Origin of the sequence: Pelagibius sp. (assembly GCF_028281305.1) — a bacterium.
Taxonomy (GTDB): domain Bacteria; phylum Pseudomonadota; class Alphaproteobacteria; order Kiloniellales; family Kiloniellaceae; genus Pelagibius.
In genome coordinates this window covers 24,771-42,718 of the sequence record NZ_JANQKD010000001.1, presented here as the reverse complement: position 1 = coordinate 42,718, position 17,948 = coordinate 24,771, and the positions used below count along the sequence as shown (strand labels likewise).

Sequence of the window (17,948 nt, the reverse complement as noted above, 5' to 3'; positions counted from 1 at the left end):
CAGCGAGATCCGCCTGTGGTCCCTGAACCGGGTCACCGACAGTTCCGGCAACGCCATGACCTACCACTACATCGAGGACTTGGCGGACAAGAGCTACCGTCTCGACAAGATCGCCTACGCCTACGATGCCGCGGTCACGACGGCCAAAAGCGAAGTGCGCTTCCTCTACGAGGCCCGGCCGGATATCCGGACCGGCTACCTGGCCGGCGCCGAACTGGCCATGACCCGGCGCCTCACGACCATCGAGACCTGGACCGACAACGGCGGCGGGCTCGCGCTGGTGAAGGACTACCGTATCGCCTACGAGCTCAGCCCCGCAACAGACCGATCCCGCATCACAGCCATCACCGAGTGCGATGCAACAAACAACTGTCTGGAACCCATAGTCTCCGGTTGGCAGGGACAGACACTGGGATACACCTACGACCTTGTTCGGGACACCTGGGGCATGAGCGATGCCCATTGGGACGCGACCAAGCGGAAGATCCACATCGTTGATTACAACGGAGATGGTCTGAGCGACATCCTCCTACAAGGCCTGCAGGACACGCAGGACACCATCCTGCTCACCTCCAACGGTAGCGGCTTCAACTATACAGAAGTCACAGACTCCTGGGGAATGACCGGTTCTGAGTGGTCTGCGACTCGCAAGAACCTATTTGTCCTAGACCACAACGGCGACGGCCTCAGTGACATCCTGCTGCAAGGCAAGACCGACAGCAATGGTTCGGTCTTGCTGACCTCGAACGGCAGCAGCTTCGACTTCTCGAACGTCAGCACATCATGGGGCATGACCGGCGGGCACTGGGATGCCAGTAAACGGCGCCTTCACATAGTCGACGTCAACGGCGACGGTCTTACCGATCTCCTCTTGCAAGGTCAGATCCAGACCCACGCCAGCATCCTGCTTACCAACAATGGAGCCGGCTTCGACTATTCCAACATAACCAACTCCTGGGGCATGACCGACGGCCAATGGGCTGCGGATAAACGCCAAATCCATCTCCTCGACTACCAAGGCGATGGCCTCAACGACTTGCTGCTGCAAGGTCAATCGGGAACTGAAGCGTCAGTTCTTCTCACCCATGACGGCCCCACCCCCGACCTTCTGACCTCGGTCACCGACTCTCTCGGCCGTGTGTCGACACTCACCTATGCACCGCTGACGGACGGGACGGTCTACAGCAAGGGCGGCGATGCCGTCTTCCCGGTGGTCGACATCCAGGCGCCGCTCTATGTCGTGAAGTCCGTCTCCTCCGACGACGGCCTGGGCGGGCAGAAGGTCACGGCCTACGACTATGCCGGGGCCAAGGTCCACGTCCAGGGGCGCGGCTTTCGTGGTTTCAGGCAGATGACCGCCACCGATCAGCAGACCGGCATCGTCACGGCGACGACCTACGAGCAGGCCTTCCCCTACACCGCCCAGGTCAAGGGCTCCGCCAAGACCCTGGCCGACGGCACCACGGTCAAGACCATCGACAACACCTGGGACCAGCTCTCCCTCAACGCCGGCGCCACGGTCTATCCCTATGTCGCCACCTCGGTGTCGGAGGACTACGAGATCAACGACGGCCTCGGCAACCTGCCCGTCGTCAGCCGCAGCGCCAGCGCGGTCTTCGACAACTACGGCAACCCCACATCGCTGACGACCACCACATCAGGCGGTGGTGAGACCTTCACCGAGACCGTCGCCAACACCTACACAAACGACACAACCAACTGGTTCCTCGGCCTGCTCACCCGCTCCGAGGTCACCCGCAGCAGGGGAGCAACGCCATGACCAGCCACCGCAGCGCCGTCACTCCGCCTGCCTCTCTGCACCGCCTTCCCGCCGCCAGCACCCATCCGGGAGATCCCGTCATGACCCGTGCCGTCCCCGTCTCCGCCCCGCAGCACGTGCGCAATGAGGGCTTGCGCCTTGGCGTCAAGACAACGCCGCTCGCCCTGGCGGCGGGGCTGCTGCTGGCGGCCGGGCTGGCGCCGCAGGGGGCCTGGGCGCAGGCCAGCGAGACCCGGGTGCAGGCGTTCAGCTACCACCCCACTACCGCCCTGCTCACCCAGCAGGTGAACGAGCCGGACACCGCCGCCATCGCGCTCACCACCGACTACACCTACGACGGCTTCGGCAACCAGCTCTCGGCCACCGTCTCCGGCCCCGACATCGCCAGCCGCGCCACCTCCGCCACCTATACCCCGGACGGGCGCTTCCTCGAGACCGCCACCAACGCGCTGACACACTCCGAGACCCACGCCACCGACGCGCGCTTCGGCACGGTCACCAGCCTCACCGGCCCCAACCTGCTGGCCACCACCTGGGTCTACGACGGCTTCGGGCGCAAGACCACGGAGACCCGCGCCGACGGCACCGAGACCCGCTGGACCTACGAACTCTGCGTGGCGCAGTGCCCAACGGGCGGCGTCTATCTGGTCACCGCCCAGGACTTCGATTCCGGCGGCACCGCCAGCTCCGCCAAGGCGATCCAGTACCTCGACACGCTGAACCGCGTCTTCCGCTCGGAGACCGAGGGCTTCGACGGCACCCCGGTCTACGTCGACACCGAGTTCACCGCCCGCGGCGAGGTCCACCGGGTCTCCAAGCCCTACTTCCAGGGCACCCCCGCCCAGGACATCCTCTGGACCACCTATGCCTACGACGTGCTGGGCCGCGTCACCTCGGTCACCCTGCCCGACGGCGGGGTGGAGTCCACCGCCTACGACGGCCTCACCACCACGCTCACCAACGCCCTCACCCAGACCTCCGTCCGGGTGGAGAACGCCCTGGGTGAGCTCGTCTCGGCCACCGACAACCTCTCCAACGTCACCACCTATGCCTACGACCCCTTCGGTAACCTGACCGAGACCAATGCCGCCGGGGTCGTCACCACCATGACCTACGACGTCCGCGGCCTGAAGCTCACCATGGACGACCCGGACATGGGCGACTGGTCCTACGATTACAACGCGCTGGGCGAGTCCATCAGCCAGACCGACGCCAAGGGCCAGGTCACCACCATGGCCTACGACGTCCTCGGGCGCATGACCGCGCGCACCGACGCTTTCGGCACCGTCGATGCCGTCACCATCACCTGGACCTACGACACGGCCACCAAGGGCATCGGCAAGATCGCCAGCGTCTCCGCCCCCCACGACAGCTATGCGGAGGCCATGACCTACGACAGCCTGGGCCGGCCCAGCACCGCCAGCGTCACCATCGACGGCACCGCCTACGACACCAGCACCCTCTACGACACGGCCGGCCGCGCCGACACCCTGGTCTACCCGACGGGCTTCACCGTGCGTTCCTCCTTCACGCCGCGCGGCCACCTCTCCCAGGTCACCGACGATCTCGGCAGCACCGTCTACTGGCAGGCCGACACCGTGAACGCAGAGGGCCAGGTCACCGCCGAGACCCTGGGCAACGGCGTCACCACCGCCCGGGTCTACGACACCGCCACCAGCCGCATCGATTCCATCCTCACCACCAAGGCCGCCGTCACCATCCAGGACCTGGGCTTCGACTTCGACACTCTGGGCAACCTCACCGAGCGCCGCGACCTGCGCCAGGACCGCGCCGAGGCCCTCACCTACGACGGCCTCAACCGCCTGAAGTCCACGACGCTGACCGACACCGCCACCCTGCAGACCCTGGGCACCCCGGTCACCTATACCTACGACGCCCTGGGCAACATCACCAACAAGTCCGATGTCGGCGCCTACACCTACGGGACTGGCGCGCCCGGCCAGCCGGGGCCGCACGCCGTCGTCACCGCAGGGGGCAGCAGCTACACCTACGACGCCAACGGCTCCATGGTATCAGGAGCCGGCAAGACCACCACCTGGACGCCCTTCAACAAGCCGAAGCTCATCGTCGCCTCGCCCAATGACGAGACCTTCTTCGTCTATGGGCCGTCCCGCGCGCGCTTCAAGCAGAACATCAAGAAGGGCGGCCTGATCACCAATATGATCTACGTCGGGTCCCACTTCGAGAAAAAGACCCGCCTCGGCGAGGACGACGAGTTGGTGCACTACATCCGCGCCGGCACCACGGTGGCCATCTACACCGAGTACCGCGACGCCCAGGACACGGTCACAGGGAGCAAGACCCGCTACCTGCACCGCGACCACCTGGGCTCGGTGGAGTCCGTCACCGACGAGGCGGGCGCAGCGACCGAGTACCTCTCCTACGATCCGCATGGCAAGCGCCGCCTGACCGACTGGCAGGCCGGCACTCCCGTGGCTGCCGTCGAGACCCCCCGGGGCTTCACCGGCCACGAACACCTCGACGCCGTCGGCCTCATCCACATGAACGGAAGGGTCTACGACCCGACCCTGGGACGGTTCCTGAGTGCGGATCCTTTCGTCACCTACCCGGAGACCACGCAGGGCTTCAACCGCTACAGCTACACCGACAACAACCCCCTCAGCTACACCGACCCAAGCGGGTTCGGCTACAAAGATGAGCGCGACTTTCGTGGGGGATCAGCCAAGAAGGGCAAGTCTACCGGGCGGTCATCTCGGGACTACGGAAAGACCGGTTGGGAAATGGCGAAGGAGCGAAGAAAAGCAGAGTTTCATCAAGCAGCGAAAGAATACTGGAAAAACCCGGGGCTTTCGTGGCGCGGAGCGCTTGGACAAGTCCGGGGCAATGGGTTTCAGACCGCAAGCAAACAGTTGGCTGACCATTGGTGGCGCATTGAGGATGGAATCTGGAAGAGTACGTCGGGAATCACGTTCGACGCCAGGACACGGCAGCGTATTGGCTATGATGTAATGGAGGATGCATTTGCAAATCGAGAAGTCGACCCTGTAACGGGTGAAGTCACGTATACGCGAAATCCCGAAGTGGTTCGAGCCAGCTACGCCCTCGAAGTAGCTCTTATCGATCCGCAAAACTATGCTAAAGCCCATGGAATACCGGCTGCATTCGATTACTACAACAATCCCAATATAGACAGCATCCGGAATGCCGCAGCCATGCAGGCTGCAAATAAATGCCAGTGCAAAGTTGCCGGACGAGTACCCTACGAAGATATGGCTTACGTGGGTTTGAGTGCTGCTGGCATAGCAGTCACCGCCGCAACGAGATCTTTCTATCGTGGAGCCGCCAAAGGTCAGGTACCCGACTTCAAGGCCGCTTCTAGGGAGTATAGGGTTGATCCAACAACCGGATACGTGAAAGATTCCCATGGGGTCTCCGTGTTTGACAACCCCACCAGCGTTAGACAGAAAGGATTTGAACCACACGAAATTGATCTGAATTCGATCCCCGCTGAGCTACAGGTGAAACAACGAGGCCTTGATCCTAGACACTATGAAATTCGCCCGCGTCCGGGCACCAAGCTCACCCCCGAGCAGTATCAAGAAAAGCTGGATTGCATTCAGTGTTTCTAGGTGTGTGCCGGGAATAACGAATGGGTAACTACCAAATAGTTTGGCCCTCAGATTTTGATAGAATTGAGTGGCTGTTGGAGTCAAAAGGCGTGCTGTTTGACATAGAAGTGAAGGTCGGAGACCATACAATTATGGCGACCTTTTACGATCCAGTGAGGCTGTCGCAAGATATTGAAGAAGAGATTCAAAGTTCTGGGTTCTTTTCGGAGACTTTCATAATTGTTCTCGAAAGACTCACAAAGAGGAATATCGAAGCGACACTGGACAAGATGTATCGTTCAGGATTGTTAGAATCTATGGCTAAGGCGCAATTTGATCGCTAAGGAGGAAAGCTGCTCAATGGTGTTGAATGAACTGCTTACCAAATGAGTTTGATGTCCTTCTGGCAGATATCCAGCGCCAGGATTAAGGTGACAGTGCACTCAATTGACGTTGTCAGAACTCGGGTATAGCTTGCTTGTATGGCTCGTTTGGCGCGCGTGGTGATCCCTGACCTGCCGCACCACGTCACACAGCGTGGCAATGGCCTGATACCGACCTTTTTCAGCGACGACGATTGCCGGCTTTAACCTGATCTCTTGCGCAAACACTGTACGGAGGCGGAGGTCGGCATTTGGGCATGGGTACTCATGCCAAACCACGTGCATCTGACCTTAACGCCGCGGGACGCGGACGGCATCCGGCGGGCGCTTTCGAAGGTGCATCGCACCTATGCCGGCCGCATTCACGCGCGGCTGCGGAAGACCGGCCACTTTTGGCCCGACCATTCTTAACTGGGGCGGTTCGGTTGCGTGCCGATGGATGAAACCCATCTCGCAGCCGCCCTACGCTATGTCGCCCTCAATCCCGTGCGCGCACGCCTTGCGAAGCGGGCGACGGATTGGCGATGGTCGAGTGTGCACGATCAGCTCTCGCGCAAGCGGAGATGTACGCTCACCGATACGGCGCCGGTGCGCGAGCGCTATCCCGATTTCGCCGCCTTCATCGCCGCGGGCGAGGATGAGGACTTGTCCATGGCGCTGCGCCGGGCGGAGACCATCGGTCGCCCGCTGGGCGATGCGGCATTCGTGGAGCGGCTCGAGCGCCAAACCGGCCGCACCCTCCGGCCCGCCAAACGCGGGCCGAAGCCGCAACAGGCGGGGAAGGTGACAAGATGAGATCATCGATTAGGTGCACTGTCACCAGAGCCCCTGAGGCCCCGGAGGCGCATGGTTCGAGACGCATCCTGACGGATGCTCCTCACCATGAGGGTGTGGTGTGGTCCTCACCCTGAGGAGCTTGTGCAACAAGCGTCTCGAAGGGTGGAGCCCCACTCATGGTTCGAGACGCGTCCTGACGGAGGTTCCTCACCATGAGGTCGTAGCCATTCCCTTATCCTGAGGAGCTTGCGGAGCAAGCGTCTCGAAGGGTGTAGTCCCGCCCATGGTTCGAGACGCGCCCTGACGGGCGCTCCTCACCATGAGGGTGGTGCCGGGCGCACAGACGGCGCCGTGGTTCTTGCGGCGAGGCGCCGGGGCGCCTAATGCTGTCGGGGTCTTCGGTCTCACTCGCACGCACGCCCGGGTTCCGCTTTGGTCGTCCCCCTTCTCCCCCTCCTCCTCGCACCCTTCGTGGGCTCGTTCCTCGGCACGCTGATCGCGCGGCTGCCGGAGGAGCGGCCGGTGGTCTTCGACCGCTCGCGCTGCGAAGCCTGCGGGCATGTGCTCGGCGTGCGCGATCTGATTCCCGTGTTCTCCTGGCTGGTCCTGAAGAGGCGCTGCCGGCACTGCGGCGTGAAGCTCAGCACGTTCTATCCGCTGATCGAAGGGACGGCGCTGGGGGTCGCGGTCTGGGCGGTGCTCACCGTGCCCGCGCCCCTGGTCTGGCCGACGGCGGCGCTGGGCTGGGTGCTGTTGGCGCTCGCGGTGATCGATTACCGCCACTTCATTCTGCCGGATGTGCTGACCCTGCCGCTGATCCCGGCGGGGCTGGCGCTGGCCTGGTGGCTGGACCCCGGCACCTTCGGCAGCGGTCTTCCCGGCAGCGCCCTGCTCCACCACGCCCTGGGCGCGGCCGCCGGCTTCCTCGGCTTCGCCGGACTGGCCTGGGTCTACCGCACCCTGCGCGGGCGCGAGGGGTTGGGGCTGGGGGACGCCAAGCTGCTGGCGGCGGCGGGGGCCTGGCTGTCGTGGACGGGCCTCGGCTCCGTCCTGCTCTGGGCCGCGCCTCTCGCCCTGGTGGTAACGCTTGCCGCCGGAGTTATACAGGGTACACTATCCGATAAGTTGGCCGGCCGGTCGGCCCTGCCCTTCGGCCCCTTCCTGGCGCTGGGCTTCTGGCTGACCTGGCTCTACGGGCCGATCCGGCTCGGCGGACTGGGATAAACTGCGCCTTTCCAGGATCTTAACGGGAAAGGCCGGGACGTGAGGGGGCCGATCCCATGGGGGATCCCGCGGCGCTGCAAGGGCCCAGCCCAGGATTGGGTGAAGGGTTGCATGAGGAGCCTGCCGTAAAGCCTTCGGTGGAAAGACTTTCCGCCGGGGCTGCGCCGGCGGCGGGCCCGGCTTCAACCTCAGATACCAGACCGAACGGGGCCGCTTCGGAGGCCCCGGCGGACGGGAACGGGGCTGGTGCTCTGCATCCTTCGACAGAGCCCTCCGGACGCCCTCACCCTTCGAGACGGGCCTTCGACCCTCCTCAGGATGAGGGGAGTTTGGGGCCTCGCTCAACGCCTCATCCTGAGGAGGCGCCCCATAACCGAATGGGCGCCGTCTCGAAGGATGACGCCGCCGCACCCAAAACCGCTCCCCACCGCTCCGCCGGCGATCTGCTGGTGGCGCGGGGGCGGCTGGAGCCTGCGGCCCTGGCGCGGGCGGAGCGGGCCCAGGCGGAAACCGGGGAGCGGCTGGACCGGGTGCTGACGCGCCTCGGCCTCGTCGGCGAGCGCGACATGGCCGAGGCCCTGGCCGAACAGCTTGGCCTGCCGCTGGCAACGCGGGAGGACTATCCCGCCCTGCCCCTCACCGAAGACGCCCTTCCGGCGAAATTCCTGAAAGACAGCCGGGTGCTGCCCATCGCCCTCGACGAGCGCCGCGTCACCCTCGCCATGGCCGACCCGCTGGACGATTTCGCCGCCGAGGCGGTGGGCCTGCGCCTCGGCCTCGCGGTCGCGCGCTGCGTGGCCGTCGCGGCGGAACTGGAGGATGCGCTGGAGCGGCTGGCCGGTGCCGGCGCAGGCTCCCTGGAGCAGATCGCCGAAGCGGCGGCAACGGCTGAGGAGGAGTCCACCGAAGCGGACGTTGCCCGCCTGCGCGACCAGGCGAGCGAGGCGCCGGTCATCCGCATCGTCAACCTGCTCATCGCCAAGGCCGTGGAGGCCCGCGCCTCCGACATTCATATCGAGCCCTTCGAAGCCTCCTTGCGCGTACGCACCCGCATCGACGGCGTGCTGCGGGCGGTGGAGGCGCCGCCGGCCCGCCTCAGCGCCGCCGTCATCTCGCGCATCAAGATCATGGCCGGCCTCAACATCGCCGAGCGCCGCCTGCCCCAGGACGGGCGCATCAAGATGGTGGTGCGCGGCAAGGAGGTGGACCTGCGCGTGTCCACCCTGCCGACGCTGCACGGCGAGGGCGTGGTGCTGCGCATCCTCGACCGCGAGGGGGTGGTGCTGGATTTCGACGCCCTGGGCTTCGATGCCGGCACCAAGGCCCAGCTGCTCGGCCTGCTGGAGCGGCCCAACGGCATCCTGCTGGTCACCGGCCCCACCGGCAGCGGCAAGACCACCACGCTCTACACGGCGCTGAAGCACCTCAACGCGCCGGAGAAGAAGATCCTCACCGTGGAGGACCCGGTGGAGTATCAGCTCCACGGCGTCAAGCAGGTGCAGGTGCGCCCCAAGATCGGCCTCACCTTCGCCCAGGTGCTGCGCGCCATCCTGCGCCAGGACCCGGACATCATCATGATCGGCGAGATCCGCGACCTGGAGACGGCGCAGATCGCCGTGCAGGCGGCCCTCACCGGGCACCTCGTTCTCGCCACCGTTCACACCAACACGGCGGCGGCCACCGTCACCCGCCTGTTGGACATGGGGGTGGAGGACTATCTGCTCACCTCCACCCTGGTGGGCATCCTCGCGCAGCGGCTGGTGCGCCGGCTCTGCCCACACTGCCGGGAGCCCTATGCGGCGCTGCCGGAGCTGGCCGAACAGATTGCAGGAGGGGAGATCGAGCCCAGCGGTTCGGAGGTCACGCTCTACAGGCCGCGCGGCTGCGCCGCCTGCAACGGCACCGGCTATCACGGCCGCGCCGGCATCCTGGAGATCCTGCCCATGGCCGACGAGATCCGCCGCCTCGTTCTGCGCCATGCGGAATCGCGGGAGGTCCACAAGGCGGCGCTGGACCTGGGCATGCGTTCCATGCGCCAGGACGGCCTTCTGAAGGCGCGCGCCGGCCTCACCTCCTTCGAGGAGGTGGCGCGGGTCACCTCCGCCGCGGACGGCTAGGGGCGGGCGGCATCATGGCGAGCTTCCGCTACAAGTCGGTCAGCGACAGCGGCGAGGTAGTGCAGGGCACCCTGGAAGCCCTCGACCAGAGCGGCGTCGTGAGCCAGCTTCACCTCATGGGCCACACGCCGCTGCGCATCGAAGCGGCGGGCGGCGGCGGTCTGCAGGAGCTGCTGAACCGGGAAATCGTGCCGGCGCGGCCGGCCGCCGGCGGCGAGCTGGCCACCCTGACCCGCAAGCTGGCGACGCTGCTGCGCGCCGAACTGCCGCTGGACCGGGCGCTGGAACTGCTGACCGATCTCTGCGAAACGGCGACCAGCAAGAAGATGGTGGCGCGTCTGCTGACCGCGATCCGCGGCGGCAGCACCCTGGCCGACGCCCTGGACAAGGAAGCCCGCGCCTTTCCCAGCTACTACCGCTCCATGGTGCGGGCCGGCGAGGCCGGCGCCAGCCTGGAGGCTGTGCTGACGCGCCTCGCCGACTTTCTGGAGCGCGCGCAGCAGGTCCGCGCGCAACTGCGCTCCGCCCTCATCTATCCGGCCTTCCTGCTGGTGACCGCCGGGGTCTCCCTGGTGATTCTGCTGACCGTGGTGCTGCCCGCCTTCCAGCCGATGTTCGAGGATGCCGGCGCGGATCTGCCGGTCGTCACCCAGGCCGTGGTTTCCCTCGGTGCCTTCCTGCGCGAGGCCTGGTGGGCGATCGTCCTGGGGCTGCTGGCGCTGGCGCTGGCGCTGCGCCTCCACCTCGGCACGCCAGCCGGGCGGCTCTGGTGGCATGCGCGGGTGCTCAGGGTCCCGGTGCTGGGGGCGCTCTGGCTGAAGGGCGACATCGCGCGCTTCGCCCGCACCCTCGGCACGCTGCTGGCCAACGGCGTTGCGCTGCTGACGGCCCTCAAACTGGTGCGGGAAGTGATGGGCAACGCCGCCCTGGCCGAGGGCATCGCCGCCGCGGAGCCGGACGTTCAGGCCGGGCGCGGCCTGGCGGCGCCCCTGGGCGAGAACCCGCTGTTCCCATCGCTGCTGGTTCAGCTCATCCGCGTCGGCGAGGAAAGCGGCCGGCTGGAAGACATGCTGCTGAAGCTGGCCGAGATCTACGACCAGCAGAGCGAGGAGACGACGCGGCGGCTGATGGCGCTGCTGGTGCCTGTCCTCACTCTCGGCCTCGGCGGGCTTATCGCCTTCATCGTCGCCTCGGTGCTCTTCGCCCTCTTCTCCGTCAACGAACTGGTGCTCTAGATGCTGCAGGAAGACCGCAAGCCAATGGATCCGAGAGACGCGCGGGCGCAGCGCCACCGCAAGCGGCAGGCGGGCATGACCCTGATGGAACTGCTGGTGGTGATCACCATCCTCTCGCTGCTGACGGTCACCGCCGGGACGGTGGCGCTGAACTACCTGGGCCGCGCGAAGTCGGAGACCTCTTCCCTGCGCATCGATCAGGTGAGCTCCGGGCTGGAACTCTTCTATCTCGACGTCGGACGCTACCCGACGGAGGAGGAAGGCCTGTTGGCCCTGGTGGAAGGACCGGCAGGCCTCGACGACTGGCGCGGCCCCTACCTGAAGAAGCGCGAGGTGCTGGAGGATGCCTGGGGTGCCCCCTTCCTCTACGCCAACCCGGGCCGGCACGGCGAGGTGGACATCTATTCCCTGGGCGCGGACCAAGCCGAAGGCGGCGATGACGACGACAAGGACGTCACGAGCTGGTAGCCGCGCGATGGCGCGGCCTGGACGGCAGGGCGGCTACACCCTGCTGGAACTGCTGGTGGTCATGGCCATCGCCGGGCTGCTGGCCGTGACCTTGACCGGCACCGTCTTCTCCGGGCGCGAGACCGTCACCTTGCGCGCCGCAGCGGAGGACCTGACGGCACTGCTGAAGCGCACGCGCGGTGCGGCACTGCGGACGAACCGCGAGGCCGCGGTCTTTGTCGACGTGGCTGAGAAGACCTTTGGTGTGGAAGGCGGGCCCAAGCGCTGGCCGCTGCCGTCCGACAGCGATGTGACTCTGCTGACGGCGGCGGAAGAGATCCTGCACGAGGACCGCGGCGCGATCCGCTTCTTTTCCGACGGCAGCGCGACGGGCGGCGGCATCCGCCTGAGCCAGGACGGCAGCAGCTATCAGGTCAGCGTGCACTGGCTGACCGGGCAGGTCTCCCTTGCGAAGTGACCGCGCCCTCCGCCGCCGCCAGGGCGGCTTCACCCTCATCGAGGTGCTGGTCGCTTTCACCATCTTCGCGCTCAGTTTCGCCGCCATCCTGCAGATCTTCTCGGGCGGGCTTCACAACGGCGCCACCGCCGACCGTGCCCTGATCGCGCTGGGCCATGCCGAGTCCCTCATGGCACGCGCCGGCGTGGAGGAGCCGCTGACGCCGGGGCAAACCAGCGGGCAGATTGACGAAGGCATGACCTGGCAGCAAAGCGTCAGCCTCTACCGCGACGCCGCCATGACCGCCGAACCGCCGCCGCCCGGCATGACCCCCTATGCGGTCACCGTCTCCGTCACGTGGCAGGACCGCGGACGCACCCGCGACGTCACTTTGAACTCCCTGCGATTGGGAGACGCGCCATGACCCGCACAGCCAGAACCGCACGGCGCAACGAAGGCGGCTTCACGCTGATGGAACTCCTGGTCTCCATCACGCTGCTGGGACTCCTGGGTGTGATGATGGTGGGCGGCTTGAACTTCGGGGTCCGCGTCTGGGAACGCACGGGATCGGAAGTGCAGGATCAGGGCCGCGTCGCCGCGGTCCAGGCCCTGCTGCGCCGACAGCTTGCCGAGATGCAGCCATTGGAAGTGCGCGGTCTCGACCGCCGCCCGCGCGTCGCCCTCGACGCGACGCCTGGGGCGCTGACCTTCATCGGCCCGGTGCCGGAATACCTGGGCCGCGGCGGCTATCATCTGATCAGTCTTGGAACCGAAACGGTCAGCGGTGCGCGCAGTCTGGTCTTGCGCTGGGAGCCTTTCACGCGCAGCCAGCCGGGCCTGACGCTGAGCGATGACGCGCACAGGGAGGTTCTTCTCACCGGCATCAAGGACCTGCACTTTCAATATCTGGGCCAGGACCAGCGCGGGCAGTCCACCGGCTGGAAAGCGACCTGGACCGACCGCAGCCGCCTGCCCCATCTGGTCGAAGCGACCATCGTCTTCGATGACGAACGGAAGGAACGCTGGCCGCGCTTCACTGCGGCAATCATGACGGAGGCAATCCGGCGATGATCGGCGTGGTGCAAAAACTGCTGTCCGCCGTCGGCGCCTTCTTCCGCTGGTGGTTCGGCGAGCTGGCGGCCCTCGTGCCCGCACCCCTGCGCCGGGTCTTCAGCGGCAACGGCGAGCGCCTGCTGCTGGAACTCGACGGCGCCGAAGCCCGGCTCTACCGCCAGCGCGGCCGGCGCCGCGAGCAGCTCCCGGACAATGCAGTCAAGAAGCGCGCACGCGGCAAAGCGCTTGGCGTGACCTTGGCCTTGCCGCGCGCCCTGCTGGTGACCCGCGATACCGAGCTGCCCCTGGCCGCCGAAGAGAACCTGCGGGAGGTCCTGGGCTTCGAAATGGATCGCCTGACCCCCTTCAGCCGATCCGAAGTCTACTATGACTTCAAGGTCGCCGGGCGCGATGCGAAGCGCGCAAAGCTCCGCGTCTCGGTTCTGCTCTCGCCGTGCCGCGCGGTCGACAGTCTGATCGCCGAATCGGAGCGTCAGGGCTTCTCCGTAGCGGCAGTGGACGTCGCGGCCGAAACGGAGGACGAGACGCTTGGCGTCAATCTGCTGCCGTCGATGGCCAGCCGCCCGGCGTCGCGCTTCGCGCGCTTCGCCGCCGGGGCGTTGACGGCCAGTGCGGCTACGCTGCTGTCTCTGGCTGCAGAGATCCCCATGCAGCGCCAGGCCGACTATGCGGAAGCCCTCAGCCAGCAGGTTGCGGCCGAACGCGCGCGCGTCACGGCCTTGCGCAAGCTCGAAGCGGAAATCGCCGGCCTGCTGCAGCAGGACATCTCGCTCGCAGACTTGAAGAGCGCCGATGCGCTCTCCTTGGCGAAGCTCGATCACATCACCCGCCTGCTGCCGGATGGTGCCTGGCTGACGCAGTTGAGCCTCGCCGGCGACCGCCTGGAGCTGTCAGGCTTCTCGCCGGCCTCTTCGAAGCTGCTCACTACCTTCGAAGAGTCTCCGCTGTTCACTGAAACGGTCTTCCGAGCACCGGTCACGCAGGATCCGCGGCTTGGCCTGGAACGTTTCAGCCTTTCTTTGAAAGTCGTAGCGCCGGAGGCCAGGCCATGACCCGCCTCCACCCCCTGCTGAGCCGCGCCCTGGCGTTCACTCTCCTGATCGCAGCGGCCGCCGCCGTCTATCTGCTGGCCGTGGAACCCTATCAAGAGCGCAAGACGGAGTTGGCCGACTCCATTGCTCTGTCGGAGAGCGTTCTCGAACGCTTGATGCAGGTAAGTGGCGACCCCGAGGCCTTGGTGCGCCGGCGCGACGCCTTGGCCAATGCAAAGCCTGCCCCCGACGGCCTGCTGCGCGGCAACAACGAGCCCATCGCCGGCGCCTTCGTGCAGTCCTTCCTGACGGTGGCGATCGAGGGGCGCGGGGGGACCGTGCGCTCGATCCAGGTGCTGCCGGTGCGCCCTGAACGCGGCCTCAGGCGTGTTTCGGCGCGCGCTCAACTGCGCATCACCTCTGCGGGCCTGCGCGACCTGTTACACCACATCGAGGGCGCCCGGCCTTCTCTCTTCATCGACAACCTCGACATCCGCAGTGGCCAGCAGGCGGCCGGAAGAAACACCGCGCAAGAGGAAGCCGTTCCCCTGCTGGTCCGCCTGGATGTCTACGGATACCTTGCCGCTGCGCCTGTGGCGGAGGAGCGCTCATGAGGGCGCTCACCGCATACAACATCCTGGTCCTCCTGGCCTGCGCGGGGCTGGGTGCCTGGACGTTCTCGGAAACAACGCAGGCGCCCCCTGCCCTGCCGGAACGCCCTGACTCCATCGTCACGGTCCAACCTGCGACGCCGCCGGCACCCCAAAGCGCCTTTCGCATGCCACCGAAGAACACCTACCGGCAGCTTGTCACCCGGCCGCCGTTCTCTCAGACCCGCCGGCCCCCGCGGGCGAAGCCGGCGCCCAAACCGGTCGTCCAGAAGCCGGCCGTTCCGCCGCCCCCGGCGCCGGTTACCGAACCGCAGATTACCCTGGTGGGCATCGTGATCCATGCGGGAAAGAGCGTCGCCATGGTGCGCAAACCAGGAGAAAACGACCTCCTGCGCCTGGCCAAGGGCGCCGACCTCGACGGCTGGCTCGTGGAGGGTGTGCTGCCGGACCGTCTCTTGCTCAGCCATGGGGAAAAACTCCTGGAACTGGAGCTCACCGAGGCTGCTCAGAAGAGCACGGCAAGCGGCCGTAGCAGCCCCCCGGCGCGACCCAGGCGGCAGTGACCCATGGGAATTGCCCGATTCACGACTTGTACCCATAGATTTCTTAGACCGCGGGCGGCTAAACTCATGGTCGAACATCATAAGGGGGGTTAGGGCGAGAACGTGGGGAGGTTCTGGCGCATCAAAGCAGGCCTGATCGCTGCCCTGCTCGCGGGCGGAGTGGCCGCTTGCGAGGCTCCGAAAACCAGCAGCCATGAGTTCTTTCGCGACGTCTGGCATGCGGAGAAGCAGCGGCCCGTGCAGCTCCCTTCTGAACAGGGCAGCGCGGAGACCTACGAGCCGCAGGCCGTAGCGGATGCCAGCGGCGGCATCCAGCCGTTCGAGGTGCGTGGCAGCGGCCAGCTGGCGCGGGTGCCCGGCCCGCGGCCCAGCCTGCAGATCGCCCAGGTCCAGGACACAGCCGAAGGCGTCACCCTCAACTTCGTCGATGCCGATCTTCGCGAGGTGATCCGGGCCGTCCTGGAAGACACGCTGGACCTCAACTACGTCATCGATCCCAATGTGCAGGGCCGTGTGACCCTGCAGACCAGCCAGCCGCTCGAGCCGGAGCAGGTCCTGCCGACGCTGGAGGAACTGCTGCGCATCAACGGCGCCGCCCTGGTGGAGATGGAGGGGCTGTTCCGCGTGGTCCCGGCCGACCAGGCGGGCCTCGGCCTTCCCAATCTTTCCTTCGACGGCGCCGGCGGCCCTGCCGTTCCGGGCGGCGTCAGCACTCGGGTCATCCCGCTGCAGTTTGTCTCCGCCGAGGAGCTGGGCGGCCTCGCCCAGTCCTTCCTGGCAAACCCCGGCAACATCCGGATCGACGCCGCCCGCAACCTCCTCTTCGTTACCGGCAACAGGGCCGAGATTTCCTCTCTCCTCAGCCTGATCTCTGTGTTGGATGTCGACTGGCTGTCCGGCATGTCCTTCGCCCTGGAGCCGCTGGAAGCCGTCACGCCGGAGGTGATGGTGGCGGAACTGGAGCAGATCCTCGACAACCCCGGCGGCCCGCGTCTCGGCGAGTTGCTGCGCTTCGTGCCCATCGAGCGCATGAACGCCGTGCTCGTCGTCTCCAAGCAGCCACGCTATCTGGAGGAGGCGCGGCGCTGGATCGCCCGTCTCGACCAGGGCAGCAGCAACGCCCAGCGTGTCTTCGTCTACTATGTCCAGAACCGCCGTGCGGAGGACTTGGCCGATACGCTGGGTCAAATCTTCGCCACCGATACGGCGACGGTTTCGCTGGGCAGTGAGACCGCCGTCGCCCCGGGCCTGACTCCCGCGAGCCTCACCAGCAACCCGGAAAACGACGGGGCGGAGCCTCCGGTCTCCTTGGCCCCACCTGCGGATACGCCGGCTGCAGGGGCAGGCGCGGCCTCGGGCGGCACGGCGCTGGGGGGCACGGCGTTGGGCGGCGTGGGCGAGATCCGCATCCTCGCCGACGAGAAGAGCAACTCCCTCGTCGTCCTGGCAACGCCAGAAGGCTACCGACGCGTGGAGGCCGCCCTGCGCCGCCTCGACATCCTGCCGCTGCAGGTGCTGATCGAGGCGACCCTGGTCGAGGTTACCCTGAACGACGACCTGGAGTACGGGGTGCGCTGGTTCCTGGAATCGGGTAACTCCAGCTTCACCTTCACCGACGCGGCCACCGACGCCGGCGCTGCGGCGCTCGGCTCTTCCTTTCCCGGCTTCTCCTACGTCTTCGACAGCGACAACCTGCGCGCCACGGTGAATGCCCTGCAGGGCGTCACCGACGTGAAGTTCCTCTCCGCCCCCACCCTCATGGTGTTGGACAACGAAACGGCGCGCCTGCAGGTGGGCGACGAGGTGCCGGTGGTGACCCGTTCCTCCACCAGCACCGTCGACGACGATGCACCCATCGTGAACACCGTGGAGTTCCGTGACACCGGCGTCATTCTCAACATCACGCCGAGAGTCAACGCCGGCGGCCTGGTCATCCTCGACATCGACCAGGAAGTCAGCGAGGTGATCGAGACCACCACTTCGGGCATCGACTCCCCCACCATCCAGCAGCGCAAGCTGGAAAGCACGATCGCCGTGCAGAACGGCGAGACAGTGGCCCTCGGCGGCCTGATCCGTGACCGGCTGGAAGAGAACGAGACCGGCATTCCCGTACTCGGCGACATCCCTATCTTCGGCAACCTGTTTAAGGCGACCGACAACTCCGCGACACGCACTGAGCTTCTGGTGCTGATCCAGCCCCGCGTGGTGCGCAATCAGGAAGACGCCCGCGCCGTCACCGAGGAACTGCGCCGCAAGCTCCCGGCCATCTTCCCGCCGGAAGAAGCAGAGGCACCGGAAGACGGGGTGGCGCCGGCGGCAACGCCGAGCGGCTGACGGGCCCACCCTTCGAGACGGCGCTGACGCGCCTCCTCAGGGTGAGGGCTTAACTCAACGCCTCATCCTGAGGAGGGCCGAAAGGCCCGTCTCGAAGGATGAACGAGCACACTCGGCCCTGCACCACATACTCCCTTAGCAGGGGAGCGCAGTTGCGCGCGACCCAACTCAAACCCTCATCCTGAGGAGGGCCGAAGGGATGCGTCGCTAGGGACGGAGCTTCGCATGACAAACACACCCTTCGAGACGCTTGCTGCCGCAAGCTCCTCAGGGTGAGGCTTTACAGATACCCTCATCCTGAGGAGCCACGCAGTGGCGTCTCGAA

The 17,948-nt window shown here is 66.2% G+C and carries 16 protein-coding genes; all 16 read left to right on the top strand.

The genetic code is table 11. The features are described from left to right. The coding region (locus tag Q0982_RS00185) for a toxin TcdB middle/N-terminal domain-containing protein (RefSeq protein WP_299390698.1) at positions 1–1,780 on the top strand (1,780 nt) is incomplete at its 5' end. Between the two features lie 80 nt (positions 1,781–1,860). After that, positions 1,861–5,391, top strand: coding sequence for an RHS repeat-associated core domain-containing protein (locus Q0982_RS00180; RefSeq protein ID WP_299390697.1), 3,531 nt, complete (start codon positions 1,861–1,863; stop codon positions 5,389–5,391). Positions 5,392–5,411: 20 nt separating this feature from the next. Beyond that, positions 5,412–5,714 (top strand): hypothetical protein, encoded by a 303-nt coding sequence (locus Q0982_RS00175; protein ID WP_299390695.1) that lies wholly within the window; start codon positions 5,412–5,414, stop codon positions 5,712–5,714. 255 nt (positions 5,715–5,969) lie between these two features. Further along, positions 5,970–6,164 carry a transposase gene (locus Q0982_RS23830; RefSeq protein ID WP_299390694.1) on the top strand — a complete coding sequence of 65 codons (195 nt, stop codon included), beginning with the start codon at positions 5,970–5,972 and terminating at the stop codon, positions 6,162–6,164. Between the two features lie 24 nt (positions 6,165–6,188). Further along, complete coding sequence (locus tag Q0982_RS00165; protein ID WP_299390692.1) at positions 6,189–6,548, top strand: hypothetical protein; 360 nt, start codon at positions 6,189–6,191, stop codon at positions 6,546–6,548. A gap of 453 nt (positions 6,549–7,001) precedes the next feature. Continuing rightward, positions 7,002–7,754: an A24 family peptidase gene (locus tag Q0982_RS00160; protein WP_299390690.1), complete on the top strand. Its 753-nt coding sequence runs from the start codon at positions 7,002–7,004 to the stop codon at positions 7,752–7,754. A 377-nt stretch (positions 7,755–8,131) separates the two neighbouring features. Beyond that, on the top strand, positions 8,132–9,871 hold the full coding sequence (gspE, locus tag Q0982_RS00155) for a type II secretion system ATPase GspE (RefSeq protein ID WP_299390689.1): 1,740 nt from the start codon (positions 8,132–8,134) through the stop codon (positions 9,869–9,871). Positions 9,872–9,885: 14 nt separating this feature from the next. After that, entirely contained in the window at positions 9,886–11,106 is a 1,221-nt protein-coding gene (locus tag Q0982_RS00150; RefSeq protein ID WP_299390687.1) for a type II secretion system F family protein, read from the top strand. Between the two features lie 24 nt (positions 11,107–11,130). Continuing rightward, positions 11,131–11,574 (top strand): type II secretion system major pseudopilin GspG, encoded by a 444-nt coding sequence (gspG, locus tag Q0982_RS00145; RefSeq protein ID WP_299390685.1) that lies wholly within the window; start codon positions 11,131–11,133, stop codon positions 11,572–11,574. 7 nt (positions 11,575–11,581) lie between these two features. Continuing rightward, on the top strand, positions 11,582–12,031 hold the full coding sequence (locus Q0982_RS00140) for a GspH/FimT family pseudopilin (protein ID WP_299390683.1): 450 nt from the start codon (positions 11,582–11,584) through the stop codon (positions 12,029–12,031). After that, positions 12,021–12,434, top strand: a complete 414-nt coding sequence (locus Q0982_RS00135) for a prepilin-type N-terminal cleavage/methylation domain-containing protein (protein ID WP_299390681.1) — start codon at positions 12,021–12,023, stop codon at positions 12,432–12,434. Before Q0982_RS00140 ends, Q0982_RS00135 begins: the two co-directional genes overlap by 11 nt. Next, positions 12,431–13,081 carry a prepilin-type N-terminal cleavage/methylation domain-containing protein gene (locus Q0982_RS00130; RefSeq protein WP_299390679.1) on the top strand — a complete coding sequence of 217 codons (651 nt, stop codon included), beginning with the start codon at positions 12,431–12,433 and terminating at the stop codon, positions 13,079–13,081. The genes Q0982_RS00135 and Q0982_RS00130 overlap by 4 nt, the downstream gene beginning before the upstream one ends. Then, positions 13,078–14,136 carry a PilN domain-containing protein gene (locus Q0982_RS00125; RefSeq protein ID WP_299390677.1) on the top strand — a complete coding sequence of 353 codons (1,059 nt, stop codon included), beginning with the start codon at positions 13,078–13,080 and terminating at the stop codon, positions 14,134–14,136. Before Q0982_RS00130 ends, Q0982_RS00125 begins: the two co-directional genes overlap by 4 nt. Beyond that, complete coding sequence (gene gspM / locus Q0982_RS00120; protein WP_299390676.1) at positions 14,133–14,729, top strand: type II secretion system protein GspM; 597 nt, start codon at positions 14,133–14,135, stop codon at positions 14,727–14,729. The genes Q0982_RS00125 and gspM overlap by 4 nt, the downstream gene beginning before the upstream one ends. Beyond that, positions 14,726–15,289: a hypothetical protein gene (locus tag Q0982_RS00115; RefSeq protein WP_299390674.1), complete on the top strand. Its 564-nt coding sequence runs from the start codon at positions 14,726–14,728 to the stop codon at positions 15,287–15,289. The genes gspM and Q0982_RS00115 overlap by 4 nt, the downstream gene beginning before the upstream one ends. A 237-nt stretch (positions 15,290–15,526) precedes the next feature. Further along, entirely contained in the window at positions 15,527–17,623 is a 2,097-nt protein-coding gene (gspD, locus tag Q0982_RS00110; protein ID WP_299390672.1) for a type II secretion system secretin GspD, read from the top strand. Positions 17,624–17,948 lie beyond the last annotated feature (325 nt).